The sequence below is a fragment of the uncultured Virgibacillus sp. genome, assembly GCF_947495635.1.
In the GTDB taxonomy this organism is placed as follows: Bacteria; Bacillota; Bacilli; order Bacillales; family Amphibacillaceae; genus Virgibacillus; species Virgibacillus salarius.
In genome coordinates this window covers 15,932-32,580 of the sequence record NZ_CANMAB010000001.1, presented here as the reverse complement: position 1 = coordinate 32,580, position 16,649 = coordinate 15,932, and the positions used below count along the sequence as shown (strand labels likewise).

The 16,649-nt window shown below is 37.5% G+C and carries 14 protein-coding genes; all 14 read left to right on the top strand.

The genetic code is table 11. The features are described from left to right. Window positions 1-81: 81 nt before the first annotated feature. Window positions 82-2,205 (top strand): polyribonucleotide nucleotidyltransferase, encoded by a 2,124-nt coding sequence (pnp, locus tag Q1A47_RS00145; RefSeq protein WP_026680939.1) that lies wholly within the window; start codon window positions 82-84, stop codon window positions 2,203-2,205. A 139-nt stretch (window positions 2,206-2,344) separates the two neighbouring features. After that, window positions 2,345-3,289, top strand: a complete 945-nt coding sequence (locus Q1A47_RS00140) for a polysaccharide deacetylase family protein (RefSeq protein WP_166529877.1) — start codon at window positions 2,345-2,347, stop codon at window positions 3,287-3,289. A 39-nt stretch (window positions 3,290-3,328) separates the two neighbouring features. After that, the gene (locus Q1A47_RS00135; protein WP_026680941.1) at window positions 3,329-4,552 is read left to right on the top strand and encodes a pitrilysin family protein; all 1,224 of its coding nucleotides are present in this window, start codon (window positions 3,329-3,331) and stop codon (window positions 4,550-4,552) included. 454 nt (window positions 4,553-5,006) lie between these two features. After that, window positions 5,007-5,249 carry a YlmC/YmxH family sporulation protein gene (locus tag Q1A47_RS00130; protein WP_026680942.1) on the top strand — a complete coding sequence of 81 codons (243 nt, stop codon included), beginning with the start codon at window positions 5,007-5,009 and terminating at the stop codon, window positions 5,247-5,249. 743 nt (window positions 5,250-5,992) lie between these two features. Next, complete coding sequence (gene dpaA / locus Q1A47_RS00125) at window positions 5,993-6,868, top strand: dipicolinic acid synthetase subunit A (protein WP_026680943.1); 876 nt, start codon at window positions 5,993-5,995, stop codon at window positions 6,866-6,868. 27 nt (window positions 6,869-6,895) lie between these two features. Beyond that, window positions 6,896-7,486, top strand: coding sequence for a dipicolinate synthase subunit B (gene dpaB, locus Q1A47_RS00120; protein WP_026680944.1), 591 nt, complete (start codon window positions 6,896-6,898; stop codon window positions 7,484-7,486). Window positions 7,487-7,550: 64 nt separating this feature from the next. Beyond that, the gene (gene asd, locus Q1A47_RS00115; protein WP_026680945.1) at window positions 7,551-8,603 is read left to right on the top strand and encodes an aspartate-semialdehyde dehydrogenase; all 1,053 of its coding nucleotides are present in this window, start codon (window positions 7,551-7,553) and stop codon (window positions 8,601-8,603) included. 10 nt (window positions 8,604-8,613) lie between these two features. Next, entirely contained in the window at window positions 8,614-9,837 is a 1,224-nt protein-coding gene (gene dapG, locus Q1A47_RS00110; protein ID WP_121605213.1) for an aspartate kinase, read from the top strand. Between the two features lie 23 nt (window positions 9,838-9,860). Beyond that, window positions 9,861-10,733, top strand: a complete 873-nt coding sequence (gene dapA, locus Q1A47_RS00105) for a 4-hydroxy-tetrahydrodipicolinate synthase (protein ID WP_026680947.1) — start codon at window positions 9,861-9,863, stop codon at window positions 10,731-10,733. Between the two features lie 222 nt (window positions 10,734-10,955). Continuing rightward, window positions 10,956-11,684, top strand: a complete 729-nt coding sequence (locus tag Q1A47_RS00100) for a ClpP family protease (protein ID WP_026680948.1) — start codon at window positions 10,956-10,958, stop codon at window positions 11,682-11,684. Further along, window positions 11,681-11,908, top strand: a complete 228-nt coding sequence (locus Q1A47_RS00095; protein WP_026680949.1) for a YlzJ-like family protein — start codon at window positions 11,681-11,683, stop codon at window positions 11,906-11,908. The genes Q1A47_RS00100 and Q1A47_RS00095 overlap by 4 nt, the downstream gene beginning before the upstream one ends. A gap of 163 nt (window positions 11,909-12,071) precedes the next feature. Then, window positions 12,072-14,351, top strand: a complete 2,280-nt coding sequence (locus Q1A47_RS00090; RefSeq protein WP_121605212.1) for a DNA translocase FtsK — start codon at window positions 12,072-12,074, stop codon at window positions 14,349-14,351. Between the two features lie 238 nt (window positions 14,352-14,589). After that, window positions 14,590-15,315, top strand: coding sequence for a GntR family transcriptional regulator (locus tag Q1A47_RS00085; RefSeq protein WP_121605211.1), 726 nt, complete (start codon window positions 14,590-14,592; stop codon window positions 15,313-15,315). 189 nt (window positions 15,316-15,504) lie between these two features. Further along, entirely contained in the window at window positions 15,505-16,596 is a 1,092-nt protein-coding gene (locus Q1A47_RS00080; protein ID WP_026680952.1) for a BMP family protein, read from the top strand. The last annotated feature ends 53 nt before the right edge of the window (window positions 16,597-16,649 follow it).

Here is a 16,649-nt window from a genome sequence, read left to right as displayed (position 1 = left end):
TTACCTACATAAAATTTACAATCATGCTTATAAACTATAAAATGAGTGGTAGAATGTTTATTGAAAGGAGTACTATAACTAATGGCAGATGACAAACACCTATTTTCTACAGAAATTGCCGGTAAGAAGTTTACCGTCGAAATAGGAGAATTAGCAAAACAAGCAAATGGTGCATGTATGATTCACTATGGCGATACTGCTGTGTTATCCGTAGCAACGGCATCAAGTGAACCAAAAGATTTACCTTTTTTCCCGCTTACTGTAAATTATGAGGAGCGCTTGTATGCAGTTGGGAAGATACCTGGAGGATTTATCAAGCGTGAAGGAAGGCCAAGCGAAAAAGCAATCCTTTCTTCTCGATTAATTGATCGCCCTATCCGACCTTTATTTCCGGATGGATTCCGTAATGAGGTTCAAGTAATTAGTACAGTCATGAGTGTGGATCAAGATTGTCCATCAGAAATCGCAGCAATGATTGGCTCATCCATAGCATTGAGCGTTTCTGATATACCATTTGCAGAACCAATCGCTGGTGTTAATGTTGGTCGAGTGGATGGGAAATTCGTTATTAATCCAACGATTGAACAGGAAGAACTAAGCGATATTGAACTCACTGTTGCTGGTACTAAGGATGCTATCAACATGGTTGAAGCTGGAGCAAAAGAAGTACCTGAAGAAGTAATGCTTGAAGCAATCATGTTTGGACACGAAGAAATAAAACGATTGGTGACGTTCCAAGAAGAGATTGTACAAGCAGTTGGTTTAGCTAAACAAGAAGTAATCTTATTTGAAATAAAAGATGAGATTGCTGAAAAAGTGGAAGCAGAAGCGAAAGAAAAATTGTTAGCAGCAATTCAAGTGAAAGAAAAACATGCAAGAGAAGAAGCAATTAGTGCTGTGAAAGATGCGATCATCGAAGGCTATGATGAAGAAGATAAAGACCAAATTAAACAAGTAAAAGCGGTTCTTGATAAAATAGTAAAAGAAGAGGTCCGTCGACTTATTACAAAAGAGAAAATACGTCCTGATGGTCGAAAGATTGATGAAATTCGTCCATTATCCTCTCGTATTAATGTTCTACCTCGTACACATGGATCTGGTCTGTTCACTCGTGGCCAAACACAAGCTTTAAGTGTTTGTACGCTTGGTGCATTAGGAGATGTCCAAATTCTTGATGGACTTGATTTGGAAGAGTCTAAACGCTTTATGCACCACTATAATTTTCCGCAGTACAGCGTTGGTGAGACTGGACCAATTAGAGGACCAGGACGTAGGGAGATTGGTCATGGTGCGTTAGGTGAGCGTGCTTTAGAAAAAGTGGTTCCTTCTGATAAGGAGTTTCCTTATACGATACGGCTTGTTTCCGAAGTTTTAGAATCAAATGGATCTACATCTCAAGCCAGCATTTGTGCTTCGACACTAGCTATGATGGATGCAGGGGTACCAATTAAAGCACCAGTTGCTGGTATAGCGATGGGACTTGTTAAATCTGGAGAAGACTATACTATTTTAACTGATATTCAAGGTATGGAAGATGCATTAGGAGATATGGATTTTAAGGTAGCTGGGACAGCACAGGGGGTAACAGCCTTACAGATGGATATTAAAATCGACGGATTATCCCAGGAGATTTTAGAAGAAGCATTAAGCCAGGCGAAAAAAGGACGGATGCAGATACTCGAATCCATGCTTGCGACAATTGGGGAGCCTAAAAATGAACTCTCTGAATACGCTCCAAAGATCCTTACCATGAGTATTAATCCTGATAAAATCCGTGATGTTATAGGACCAAGCGGAAAGCAGATTAATCAAATCATTGATGAAACTGGCGTTAAAATAGATATCGAACAAGATGGAAGTGTGTTTATATCATCAACGGACGCAACTATGAACGAAAAAGCCAAAAAAATCATCGAAGACTTAGTGAGAGAAGTTGAAGTCGGTCAAATGTATCTTGGTAAGGTAAAACGAATTGAAAAATTTGGTGCATTTGTTGAATTATTTAAAGGAAAAGATGGCTTAGTGCATATTTCCGAACTGGCAGAGGAAAGAACAAATAAAGTAGAAGATGCTGTTTCCATTGGTGATGAAATTATGGTGAAAGTAAAAGAAATTGATCATCAAGGGAGAGTTAATCTTTCTAGAAAAGCTGTTATAAAAGAAGAACGTGAACGTAAAGAAGCAGCTGAAAAATCAAAATCATAAGAGTCTTAAACAAGAAGCTGGCGTACCAGTTTCTTTTTATTTTGCTATTATTATTCTGTCAAACAACTGGTACGTTTGGCAAATTAATCATACCTTGTCCCTTCCTTTCATATAAATGAAAGCAAAGGGGGACTTAGCTATGCACCGATTCCGTCATATGATCCATTTCTTTGTATTTATCATTTTAGTCGGTTTGACTTTTGATATACAAAAGAGTCCTGTTACCATTACAGAAACATCTGAAATAATGGAAGCAGTAAAAACAGAGGATTCATTATACAAGGAGATAGAAATGAAAGCTGAGAAGTATAATGAATCACCTGAAGATGCATATATTGATAACGTCTGGAAAAAAACACCAGGAAGAAATGGTTTGAAAGTAAATATTGACAAATCTTATAAAAAAATGAAAGAAACTGGTACTTTTGACGAATCCTTATTGGTGTATGATCAAGTATCTCCAGAAGTTTCGTTGGATGACCTTCCAGCATCACCAGTTTATCGTGGTCATCCGAAGAAAAAAATGGTGGCTTTCTTAATAAATGTATCGTGGGGGGAAGAATATATTCCAAACATATTATCTACGTTAAAGGATCATAATGTAAAGGCTACATTTTTCATAGAAGGAAAATGGGCTAAAAAACATGCAGATCTCGTTAAAATGATCCATGAACAAGGACATGTTATTGGTAATCATGCGTATAATCATCCAGATATGGCAAAAATGAATTATCAAAGCATAGTTGATCAGATCGTTCAAACGAATGATATTATTAAGGCAATTATTGGTAGTAGTCCAAAATGGTTTGCACCGCCAAGCGGAAGTTTTAATGATCAAGTAGTGAAAGTGAGTCATCAATTACATATGAACACCATTCTCTGGACGGTAGATACAATTGATTGGAAGAACCCTTCTGTTTCTGTTATGCTTAATCGAGTAAATGAAAAGATTCATCCAGGTGCGACAGTATTAATGCATCCAACTGCTGCTACTGAACGAGGATTAAATTCGCTTATAACTTCCATAAAAGATAAAGACTTAAAAATTAGTACAATAGAAAAGCTTTTAGATGCAAAAAGGTAGCATTGGTATGTATTATCTACACACATAGGAGGAAATGCATTGATAGAAAAACATACTTGTAAAAATGGCTTACGCGTAGTATTAGAACCTATTCCTGCTGTAAGATCTGTAACAGTAGGTATATGGGTATTGACAGGTTCACGAAATGAATCAATAGCGAATAATGGTATTTCACATTTTTTAGAGCATATGTTCTTCAAAGGTACAATAAACCGTTCACCTCAAGATATTGCTGAAGAATTTGATGCAATAGGTGGACAAGTAAATGCTTTCACATCTAAGGAATATACCTGCTTTTATGCAAAAGTATTAGATACACATAAGGATAAAGCATTAGAGATTCTTGCAGATATGTTTTTTAATTCAACATTTGATGAAGAAGAAATGGAAAAAGAAAAGAAAGTTGTGTATGAAGAAATAAAAATGTACGAAGATACTCCAGATGATATCGTGCACGACTATTTAGCAAGAGCTTCGTATGGAAATCATCCTCTAGGTTTTCCAATCTTAGGGTCGATGGATCATGTAAAATCCTTTACACCTGATGAATTAAGAAATTATATGAAAGAAAGATATACTCCTCAAAATGTAGTAATCTCGATCGCGGGTAATGTGGATTCATCTTATCTCGAGGCGGTAGAAGGTTATTTTGGTAATTATCAAACAGACCATTCACCATCCTTACTTACAAAACCAGCATTTGTAAGTGAAAAGCTGATACGACAAAAAGATACAGAACAGGCGCATCTTTGTATGGGATATAATGGCTTGGCAGTTGATGATGAAAATATTTATAGTTTAATTATTATGAATAACGTTCTAGGTGGAAGTATGAGTTCCCGACTGTTTCAGGATGTCCGTGAAAAACAGGGATTAGCATACTCTGTTTTTTCCTATCATTCCTCCTTTATCGATAATGGATTGTTAACTATATATGCTGGTACAGGGAAAGATCAGTTAGACAAATTAACAGAAGTAATTGAAGGAACTATTGCTACGTTTAGTAAAAACGGTTTAACGGATAAAGAATTACAAAATAGCAAAGAACAGCTGAAAGGTAGCCTGTTATTAAGTCTAGAAAGTACGAATAGTAGAATGAGCCGTAATGGTAAAAATGAGTTAATATTACAGCAGCATCGTAGCTTAGATGAGATGGTTCAGGTGATTGATGAAGTTTCGCATGCTTCTATCCATCAAGTGATGGATAGTATATTCCAGCAGTCTCCTTCTATAGCCTTAATTGCTCCAGATACTGAGAATTAACTCACTAGAAAAAAGTATTATTATTTTTTCCCGCATATAACTTGGCAGTAATACCACCACTTCAAGCAATAAAGTGAGACACTTTTGGTAATTGGGGATCGACTGCCAGTAAATGTCCGATGGTTCAAAGGCCTTTAGGTCATATCCTTGTGGTACTAACAATCCGTGTGGGATAAAACAAAACCCCCACGGATTGAAGTTTCACTTTATACAAAAGAGAAATGGAACGGAAAGAAGTTGCTTGTCAAGCATCAGAGAAATGGCATATACGTAGCTATAGCAGCTAGTTGGCAAAGCGTCTTTTTCTGTTCCATGTCTGTTGGAGCAAGGTGATTTTCGATTTTCACTTTCGGCTATAAATGGTAGATTCTCTACAAGCTGTTCGCCTATGGAAACATAGGTGTTTTTTTTGTGCATATATATGTTATAAAGCTTGATTGGAGGAGATATTTTTATGCGCTATAAAGATATAAGTGGTAAGGAGATTGTAAATGTAAATGAAGGGTCACGTTTAGGAATACTTGGTCAAACGGATTTAGAAATAAATGAAACTACAGGACAAATTGAATCATTTATTATACCAAATTATAAATGGTTTGGATTAAAAAAAGAAGGAGAGGAAACAAAGATTCGTTGGAGTGCTATTAAAAAGGTTGGTGAGGACATGATTATAATTGATACAGAAAAATTAAATTAATGTTTTTTATAAGTTAAGAAAGTATAAAATCAGTGCAATGACTGCGTTAAGCCAAGTAGTTATTTTGAAATGTTTGATGTATATTGGCAATGCTCCGACTAATTACTTCGCTTTCCGCGGGCACGGCCTCAACTAACTTTGCAAAGAAGAACACGTTGCAAAGTGGATTTTCGGCTCGCGCTAATCCCGCAGGAGTCTACGTAATTAGTCTCCGCTATGAGAAGGTGCAACAATTCTTGTCATAAGTAATAGGTTGACTTTTTTTACAATGGGTAAAGTGAAAATCGCTATCCGTGAGTATAAAAGCAGCTGTGTTACTTCATGCTAGCGTTGTAGAGCCTGATAATAGCGAAGGCCGGCCACTTCAACTCCTGTGGGAATTGTTTGACCGGAAGATCCACTTTTTTGAGCGGGTTTTGCTCAAAAAAGTTAGCTGAAGGACAAACCCCACGGAAAGGGAAGTGGGCAGCCGGAGTGGTGGTCAAGCAGTAGCTATTATTCCATAATAGCTACTAGAGGAAGCGTAAATCTGAGCATTTAGTGATACGGACTGAGCGAATTTTGCTCAGTTTTTCTTACTCACGATACAAAATCAAATAACTTTTTTATAGGCTGGTGTCTCGGGTGAGATATCAGCCTTTTTTCCTGTCCTTTTTGCTAACTCCCAATCACTAACACGCTCGAGGCACATAAGCTATAAAGGAATACTAAACAAATTGTACGTTTGGAGGGAGTCAACAAGAATGAGTCAAACAATTGCAGTTATCGGTGGAGATGCCCGTTATCTGGAATTAATTCGGCAGCTTCAATCCTTGACTGATACTACCATTGTCCTTGTTGGATTTGACAAATTAGAGCAAGGATTTACGGGTTTAAAACAATTAGATGTACATGAATTAATCCCAGGTCAATTAGATGCTGTTATATTACCTATAACGGGCATAGATAACGAAGGCCGTGTCGAAGCGGTATTTTCGGAAAAACCGATTTATCTAACAGCAGAATGGTTTAAAGAGCTTCCCAGCTCCTCAATCGTATTTACTGGAATTACAAACGATTATTTAAGAGATGTTATAAAGCAAGCAAATATAAAACTTGTACCATTATTAGATAGAGATGATGTAGCAATTTATAATTCCATTCCTACTGCAGAAGGCACCATTATGATGGCAATTGAACATACGGACTTTACCATTCATTCCTCTCGAGTCATGGTAGTAGGTTTTGGAAGGGTTGGCAATACAGTAGCTAATAAGTTCTCATCACTTGGTGCAAAGGTCTCTGTAAGCGCAACAAGAATTAAAGACTTAGCACGAATAACAGAAATGGGGTTATCTGCTGTTCCTCTTGAAGAATTGTCTACGAAAATGCATAACTGTGACTTACTAATAAACACAATACCTGCTCCCGTAATCGAAAAAGAGGCAATTAAACATTTACCTTCACATGCAGTGATTATTGACTTAGCCTCCAAGCCAGGAGGTACTGATTTTAAATATGCAGAACAGCGTGGAATCAAGGCAATACTTGCTCGGAGTTTGCCAGGAATTGTAGCGCCTAAAACTGCTGGGAAAATTTTGGCAGATGTGGTGAAGCAATTCGTTCAAAAAACGAAATAAGTATTAATTTACTGGGAGGTTATACAAATGGATTTATCGGGTAAAAGAATAGGGTTTGGCTTGACGGGTTCGCATTGCACATATGATCAAGTATTCCCTCAAATAGAACGATTAATTGAATTAAATGCTGATGTAATACCGATCGTAACTTATACAGTAAGGACAACTGATACAAAGTTTGGGAAAGCGGAGGACCATATTGAAAAAATAGAATCCATAACAGGAAAGCAAGTTATTTCTACGATGCCAGAGGCAGAACCATTAGGACCGAAAATGCCTCTGGATTGTATGGTCATTGCACCGTTAACTGGTAATTCCTTAAGTAAGCTGGCAAACGCATTAACGGATTCTCCAGTTTTAATGGCAGCAAAAGCAACCATGCGAAACCAGCAACCAGTTGTATTAGGTGTTTCAACAAATGATGCGCTAGGTTTAAATGGCGTAAATTTGATGCGCTTGATGGCGAGTAAATTTATCTATTTCATTCCTTATGGACAGGATGATCCATATAAAAAACCAAATTCACTTGTGGCTAAGATGGACCTATTGCCCGAAACGATAGAATCTGCATTAGAATTTAAGCAACTTCAGCCGGTTATTGTTCCTCATAACAGCTGAACTATGATAAAATGATAAGCTAGAAGTCTATTAAACTTGTTTTATGAAGGGAGCAATAGGAAAAATGCCACAAAAAACAGCATATGATGTAGCTGTCGTAGGAGCAACAGGTGCAGTTGGGCAAAAAATAATCCAATTACTAGAAGAAAAGGATTTTCCAATAAATGAGTTAAAGCTGTTGTCTTCCAAAAGATCAGCGGGATCGAAACAACGATTTAAAGAAAAAGAATTAACAGTAGAAGAAGCAACTCCCGAAAGTTTTTCTGGGGTCGATATTGCTTTGTTTTCCGCTGGAGGTTCCGTTTCTAAAGCATTGGCTCCAGAAGCAGTAAAACGAGGAGCTGTTGTTGTTGATAATACGAGTGCTTTTCGTATGGATGAAAATGTACCGCTGGTAGTACCAGAAGTAAATAAAGCTGATCTACAGAATCATGAAGGTATTATCGCTAATCCGAACTGTTCAACTATTCAGATGGTAGCAGCTCTAAAACCACTTAAAGATGCTTTTGGCTTAGAGAGAGTTATTGTTTCAACATATCAAGCAGTTTCAGGCGCAGGTAATCAAGCTAATATGGAATTGGAACAGCAATCGAAGGATTATTTGGATAATAAAGAAATGGAAGCAAGTCTTCTTCCGGTAAAAGGAGATAAGAAGCACTTCCCAATTGCTTTTAATGCACTGCCTCAAATAGATGTATTTCAGGATAATGGGTATACGTTTGAGGAAATGAAAATGATCAATGAAACGAAAAAAATTATGCATGCACCGGAATTGTCAGTAGCGGCTACTTGTGTCCGTTTGCCTTTCTTTACATCACATGCAGAAAGTGTATATATCGAGGTTAATAAAGAAGGGGTAACGGTAGCGGATTTATGGAATGAATTAAAGCATGCAGAAGGTGTTATCTTAGAAGATGATCCATCTGCACAGCTATATCCAACTCCATTGAGTGCGTCCAATAAAGAAGCGGTGTTTGTTGGTCGAGTAAGAAAAGATCCGGATAAAGAGAATGGTTTTCATCTTTGGGTTGTATCCGACAACCTAATGAAGGGTGCTGCATGGAATACAGTACAAATAGCACAATCATTAATAGAAAATAACTGGCTGCAGCGATAGAGGTGTTACCATGAATATACTCGTTCAAAAATTTGGCGGTACTTCTGTACAGTCTGAAGAAAACAGGGAACATGTAATTAAACATATAAAAGATGCATTAGTGCAAGACTATAAACTGGTCGTTGTTGTTTCGGCATTGGGAAGAAAACCAGATCCATATGCAACGGATACGCTACTAGGTTTAGTTGATTTTCCAGCGAACAAGAATTCTTCTCGCGAATTAGATATGCTTATGTCATGTGGGGAAATTATCTCCTCCGTTGTATTATCAAATGAACTACAGAAGCATCATATTACTGCTACAGCGTTAACAGGTGCACATGCGGGCTTTGTAACATCTGATGATTTTACTCAAGCAAAAATCAAGGAAGTACAACCTGAGCGAATTTTACAGGAATTAAAAACCTATGATGTTGTAGTAGTAGCAGGCTTTCAAGGAATAACTCCTAGTGGAGATATAACTACAATTGGAAGAGGTGGAAGCGATACGACTGCTGCTGCTTTAGGAGTTGCATTAAATGCTGAGCGAATAGAGATATTTACTGATGTAAATGGAATCATGACTGCTGATCCACGTGTAGTTGAAAAAGCCAGGCCACTAGACGTTGTAACGTATTCAGAGATCTGTAATTTAGCATATCAAGGTGCAAAGGTGATTCATCCTAGAGCTGTAGAAATAGCAATGCAGGCTAAAATTCCTATGAGAGTAAGGTCGACATATTCACAAGAAGGAGGAACACTTGTTACTTCTTCAAGAGTGGAAGGAATGGATGTAGCTGATAGATTGATTACTGGTATTGCTCATATTGCCAACATTACACAAATACGTGTTCAAACAAAAGAAGAAGCTTATCGAATGCAGTCTGATGTATTTAAGGCTATGGCTGAGGCAGGAATTTCTGTAGATTTTATTACAATATCACCAACTGGAGTTATTTACACTGTACCAAATGCTTTTGCAGACAAAGCAGTTCATATATTAGAAACATTAGGTTTTCATCCGGAAATTACGGGGAACTGTGCAAAGGTATCAGCAGTAGGTGCAGGTATGACTGGTGTGCCAGGAGTAGCAGCAAAAATAGTGCAGGCATTAACTGATGCAGATGTGCAAATTCTACAGTCTGCTGATAGTCATACAACCATATGGGTGCTTGTGCATGACAGAGATTTAAAAACTGCAGTCAATGCGCTGCACGATGTGTTTGAATTAAGCGATGCAGGCAGTCCTGCTTAATCAACAGAAAAAAGGTGATAAGAATGAATTTTGGTCAGGTACTAACAGCAATGGTTACGCCATTCGATGCCAAAGGGAATATTGATTTTAATCAGACAGAAATACTCATTGAGTATTTACTTGATAATGGCACGGATGGTTTAGTAGTTGCAGGTACAACAGGAGAATCCCCAACTTTAACAACCGAAGAAAAAATTAGCCTGTTTAACCATGTCGTAAAAACAGTTAATAATCGTGTACCTGTTATTGCCGGGACTGGAAGTAATAATACGCAGGCTTCTATTGCGTTAACAAAAGAGGCTGAACGTTGTGGTGTAGATGCTATAATGCTTGTAGCACCGTACTATAATAAACCGAATCAACAAGGTTTATATGAACATTTTAAAACAATTGCTATGGAAACATCCTTACCTGTAATGCTTTACAATATTCCAGGTCGGTCTATTGTAAATATAACTGCTGAAACAACAATTGCGTTAAGTAAAATAGACAACATTGTTTCAATAAAAGAAGCTAGTGGAGATTTAGATCAAGTATCAGAAATAATTGAAGCTACTAACGATACGTTTAGTGTTTACAGTGGAGATGATAGTATGACATTACCGTTACTTTCTATCGGAGGGGCGGGGGTTATTTCTGTTGCTTCTCATATAATTGGTCAAGAAATGCAGCAAATGGTTAATTTATACAATCAAGGTGATACGAAAGGAGCTGCAAAGCTACATCGTAAACTTTTACCTGTTATGAAGGGACTATTTACAGCTCCATCGCCATCCCCTGTAAAAGCAGCATTACGTATGAAAGGAATAGATTCTGGAGCATTACGATTACCACTTGTCAGTATTTCAGAAACAGAAGAACGAAACCTTAAAAATATTATAGAGCGTATTAATTAAAGCCTATAGGCTGTCGAGAAAAGTCTCGACAGCCTTTATTAATGGCTTAGAAAACCCCTGGCTATGCTGGGGGCTAGAGAGTTTATAGCATGGTAAATAAAAAAAACTCATTTCATAGTAGGATATAGTTGGTTTGGATTGAAGTTTCACTTTATTCTTATGCATGAGGAAATCATTTACGTTCATACTAAGAGAAGTTATAACAATAAGGAGTGTACGTAAATGAATAAAGAACCGGAAAAGAAAGATGATCAGAATCAAGAGGCTAATCCATCTGCATTGGTTCAAAAAATTCAGCAGTTAGGTCAATCAAATGTACCACAAGCTCCAGATTCTAATATTCATGTACTATCAATCATTGGACAAGTAGAAGGTCATGTGCAATTACCGCCGCAGAATAAGACGACAAAGTATGAACATTTGCTTCCGCAATTAATAGCTATAGAACAAAATCCTAAAATAGAAGGTGTAATTCTTTTACTTAATACAGTTGGTGGCGATGTAGAGGCAGGGCTTGCCCTCTCTGAAATGATTGCATCCTTGTCGAAGCCGACTGTTTCGATTGTACTTGGGGGTGGACATTCAATTGGTGTACCGATTGCTGTAGCAACTAATTACTCATTTATTGCTCCCACTGCAACAATGACGATTCATCCAGTTCGCTTAACCGGACTTGTCATTGGTGTACCACAAACATTTGAATACCTTGATGAAATGCAGAATCGCGTTGTTAATTTCGTTGTTCATCACTCAAATATAAAAGAGGAGAAGTTTAAAGATCTTATGTTCGCTAAAGGAAACCTAACAAGGGATATTGGTACGAATGTTGTAGGGAAAGATGCAGTAGACTATGGACTAATTGATGATGTTGGTGGTGTGAAAGAGGCGATGGAGAAAGTCACTGAGCTGATTAAGAATAGACAGAATGCGGAAAATCAGGTGATACAATGATTTTATATACGCCGCTTTCAAAAGAAGATATCTTTCCTCCATCCCCATCTGAGCATACGAATAGACATATGATCTCGTTCGAAGGTAGATACATGTATTGTCAACAAAAAACAGATGGTTCTTTGGAAGTCTTACAGTTACTTTCCTCAGATCCGCAAGATTTTTTAAATGAAAACTATGCACCTGGAACCATCTTGCCTAATACAAACATCAAAGACAATTAATTCCTCGTTGCTTTTTTTCATTAAATTTGCATCGTTACTGTTATTATTAAATTGGTGTTTTATGGTATAATTGAAATAAATGCATCGTGAAAAAACCCTTGTCATTTTTTCGACAGGGGTTTATTCTTCATGTATACTTGCCAAGATCGATTGGGGTGAAATAATGGCAAAGAAACGAAAAAAACGAAAGAGTAAGTTTAAAAAACAACTCAAATTTGAGTTACTCGGTCTCTTGTTTATATTTTTAGGGATATTTGGTAGTGGTGCAAGTGCTATTAGTGACGGAGCTATTCCGGGAGGATTAGAGCACTTATTTCGCTTCTTTTTAGGTATATGGTACTTTGCTGCGTCTGTATTGTTGTTAATTACAGGAATGATTTTAGTAGCAAAGCGAAGATTTCCGGATTTTGCAAACAAAAAACTTGTAGGGTTTTATATTGTTTTTTGCGGCATATTGTTACTCACACACATTCAGATGTTCGATCAGGTAATAGCTTCAGATAGTCAGCTTTCTATTATTGGTACAACATGGGAAAATTACGCTGCATATCTTGAAAATCAATTGTCATCTGGCTATTTGGGTGGTGGAATGGCAGGTGCTCTATTACTCACCTTCACGTACTATTTATTCTCCTTAGCAGGTGCTAAAATCGTTGCTGTTTTTTCCATTGTTATTGGGATCATATTTATGACGGAATTGTCAATAGGTGATATCTTTTCAAAGCTTTGGAAGAAAGTTGGCGGTTCTTTTGCTAGATATAAAGCCGCTTGGAAGGAAAAGCGTGCAAATAAGCAACTTCCAGAAGTGAACCATCCAGTTGATACAGATGCTGATGAACCTGAAGTTGATGAGGTGGTATATCATACGGAGGAAGAGCCAGTCATTCAAGACTTTACAGATGTTGCATATACCCCCCATACTCCGCAAGCTGATCAAGGCAAAAAAACTGTACAGCCAGAAGCAGACAATGGGGAAGAGGATACACTTGAAAATATGCCAATGACTGAAACGGAAAACTATGAATATGTATTACCTTCCATGCAACTATTAGCAGAGCCAGCACATAATTCCCAACAACAGGAAAAGTCACAGATTCAAGCTACTGTTCGAAAATTAGAGCGTACGTTTAATAGTTTTGGGGTGAAGGCTAGGGTAACAAAGGTTCATGTTGGACCAGCAGTAACGAAATATGAAGTATATCCAGAAGCAGGAGTGAAAGTAAGTAAGATTGTTAGTTTGCATGATGATCTGGCCCTGGCATTGGCTGCAAAGGATATTCGAATCGAAGCACCAATTCCAGGTAAATCCGCCGTAGGTATTGAAGTACCCAATCAGGAAGTAGCCATGGTATCTTTACGAGAGGTACTAGATAGTATGGTTAATAAACAAGCTTCTAAACTGCTTTTTGCTTTAGGTAGAGATATATCTGGAGACGCCGTAGTTTCAGAGTTAAATAAGATGCCACATTTACTAATAGCAGGTGCAACAGGAAGTGGTAAAAGTGTCTGCGTGAACGGAATCATTACTACGATCTTGATGCGAACCAAACCACATGAAGTGAAAATGATGATGATTGACCCGAAGAAAGTGGAATTAAATGTGTATAATGGCATCCCACATTTGCTAGCTCCAGTTGTGACTGATCCGAAAAAGGCTTCTAGAGCATTGAAAAAGGTTGTATCCGAAATGGAACGACGCTATGAACTATTCTCTGATACAGGAACTAGAAATATTGAAGGATATAATGAATACATAAGGAAGCATAATCTACATGCTGATGAAACACAGCCGAACCTTCCTTATATAGTAGTTTTAGTAGATGAATTAGCCGATTTAATGATGGTTGCTTCAAATGATGTGGAAGATTCCATTACGCGCTTAGCGCAAATGGCTAGAGCAGCAGGTATTCATTTAATTATTGCCACACAAAGACCTTCTGTTGATGTTATAACAGGTGTTATCAAAGCGAATATCCCTTCTCGTATTGCCTTTAGTGTTTCTTCTACAACTGATTCAAGAACAATTCTGGATTCAGGGGGAGCAGAAAAGCTACTTGGCAGAGGGGATATGTTGTTCTTACCAGTAGGAGCATCAAAGCCGACACGTGTACAAGGTGCATTTTTATCTGATGAAGAAGTAGAACGAATTGTTGATCATTGTATTGATCAGCAAAAGGCTTCATACCAAGAGGAAATGATTCCAGAAGAAACGAATGAAGTTGTAGATGAAGTGGACGATGAACTATATGATGATGCCGTTCAACTCATAACGGAAATGCAAAGCGCAAGTGTTTCGATGCTACAGCGAAGATTTAGAATTGGCTATACAAGAGCGGCAAGATTGATTGATGCTATGGAGCAACGTGGAATTGTTGGGCCTTATGAAGGGAGTAAACCGCGAACTGTATTAATCAGTCAATCAGCAGAGGAGCAATCTTCATAGGTTTTATTGAACCGTATAAAGTCTGTGCAAACAGCTTTATACGGTTTTTTGTAATGAGCAAAACAATCAGTGGAAAAATGTCTATTAATGTCGAAATAGGAAGATTATTTTTAAGAAATATGTCCTATAGCTATTTATTTATTTTAAGATTAATGGTATGATTTATGACGAACAAACGAGTCATACGTCAGATGTCGGATTTCTTGATGTTTGTAAATATTGGATGGGGGGATATAGCTTGTCGATTAAAACCGATGCAAGACATTTGTATTTACAAGTAATTGATGAAATTAAACGAGATATTGAAAAGGGGAAATATAAGGAAAAGGAGAAGCTACCTTCGGAATTTCAATTATCTAAGCTTCTTGGTGTTTCTCGTGCGACACTTAGAGAAGCATTGCGCATCCTTGAAGAAGATAATATTGTAACGCGAAGACATGGTGTAGGTACATTTGTTAACCCTAAACCTATTTTTTCATCAGGTATCGAACAATTAACAAGTGTGACATCAATGATCGAGAAATCTGGAAAGATTGCGGGTTCGCAATACTTATCTACAGATGTGCAAGATGCTACAGACGATGAAAAGAGTAGATTTGCTCCGAAATCAGTAAAGCGTTTAGCGAAGATTGAACGGGTTCGAACAGCGGATTGTAAACCTGTCGTTTTCTGTATCGATAAGATTCCAGAAGATTTAATACCACTTAATCGTGTACATAAAGAAGATTCCATCTTTAAACTTATGGAGGAATACGCGAATAAACGAGTAGCTTATGCAGTGACTTATATTGAACCGATTGGATATCATGATCGAATTTATAACATTTTAGACTGTCATCCAGAACAAACCTTATTACTCCTAAAACAAATGCACTATACAGAAGAGGATGAGGCAGTATTATATTCAGCAAACTATTTTCGATCTGATATGTTCAGCTTTCACGTGTTAAGAAAGCGTTTGTAAAATGTAGTTGAATGAATGTATGAAAGTAGTACATGATAAAAAATGAAGCGTATCCATTTGTGAAACGGCTTTCATTTTTTATGCGGAATTTTCCCGCTTTTGTGAATTATATCGAGGGGGTGGTTATAGCGTAGTTATTGAAGTAGGAAGTACTTATGATGTTTATAAAAATAATAGGGGGTTTAATCAATGAAGAAGCGTAAGTTTTTATTATTCTTTGCTGTTATTGCTAGTTTTAGTATGGTGTTAGCAGCTTGTGGAACTTCAAATGATAAGGAAGCAGACAAGGGAAGTGAAAAAGGCGAGTCAACGGATTATTCAGCAGCTATTGTTACCGATGAGGGTGGAGTAGATGATAAATCCTTTAACCAATCTTCATGGGAAGGGTTAAAGGCTTGGGGAGAGGAGCATGGACTTTCAAAAGGAAATGGGTTCGACTATGCGCAATCCTCAGATGAATCTGATTATCTTCCAAACTTAACAAGAATGACAAAAGAAGGCTATGATTTAATCTTTGGAGTTGGCTTTTTGCTTCAAGATTCGATAACTAAAGTGGCAAAACAAAATCCTGAAACGAATTATGCGATCGTTGACACAGTTGTTGAAGCACCCAATGTTGCTAGTTTAACCTTTGCCGAACACGAGGGATCATTCTTGGCTGGCGTTGCAGCAGCTATGAAAACAAAAACAAATAAATTAGGATTTATTGGTGGCGTTGATTCTGATTTAATTAATAAATTTGAAGCTGGATTTGTAGCTGGTGCTAAATCAGTAAATCCAGCAATCGAAATTGACATTCAATACGTAGGGAATTTCAGTTCTGCTGCAGACGGAAAGCTGATTGCTACGCGTATGTATAATGATGATGCCGACATTATTTATCATGCTGCTGGTGCTGCAGGAAATGGTGTATTTGCTCAAGCTAAAGATATTAAACAAAATGATCCAGAACGTGATATTTGGGTTATTGGTGTGGATCGCGATCAACACGAAGAGGGGAAAATTGGCGATCATAATGTAACATTTACATCAATGGTCAAGCGTGTAGATTTATCCGTACAAAAAGTAAGTAACATGGGACTAGAAGGAGATTTCCCAGGTGGAAAAATTCTTGAATTTGGGTTATCTGATGATGGCGTATTCTTAGCTAAAACAAATGAAGATGCAATAACAGACGAAATCGTTTCAGCTGTGGACGACTGGAAAGAAAAAATTATTAAGGGCGATGTAGATGTTCCACAAACAAGAGATGAACTGAAGACATTCGAGGAATCTTTATAGAACAATAATGAAGAGGCTGGTTGAACAGCCTCTTTGCATGTAATGTAAGCTGG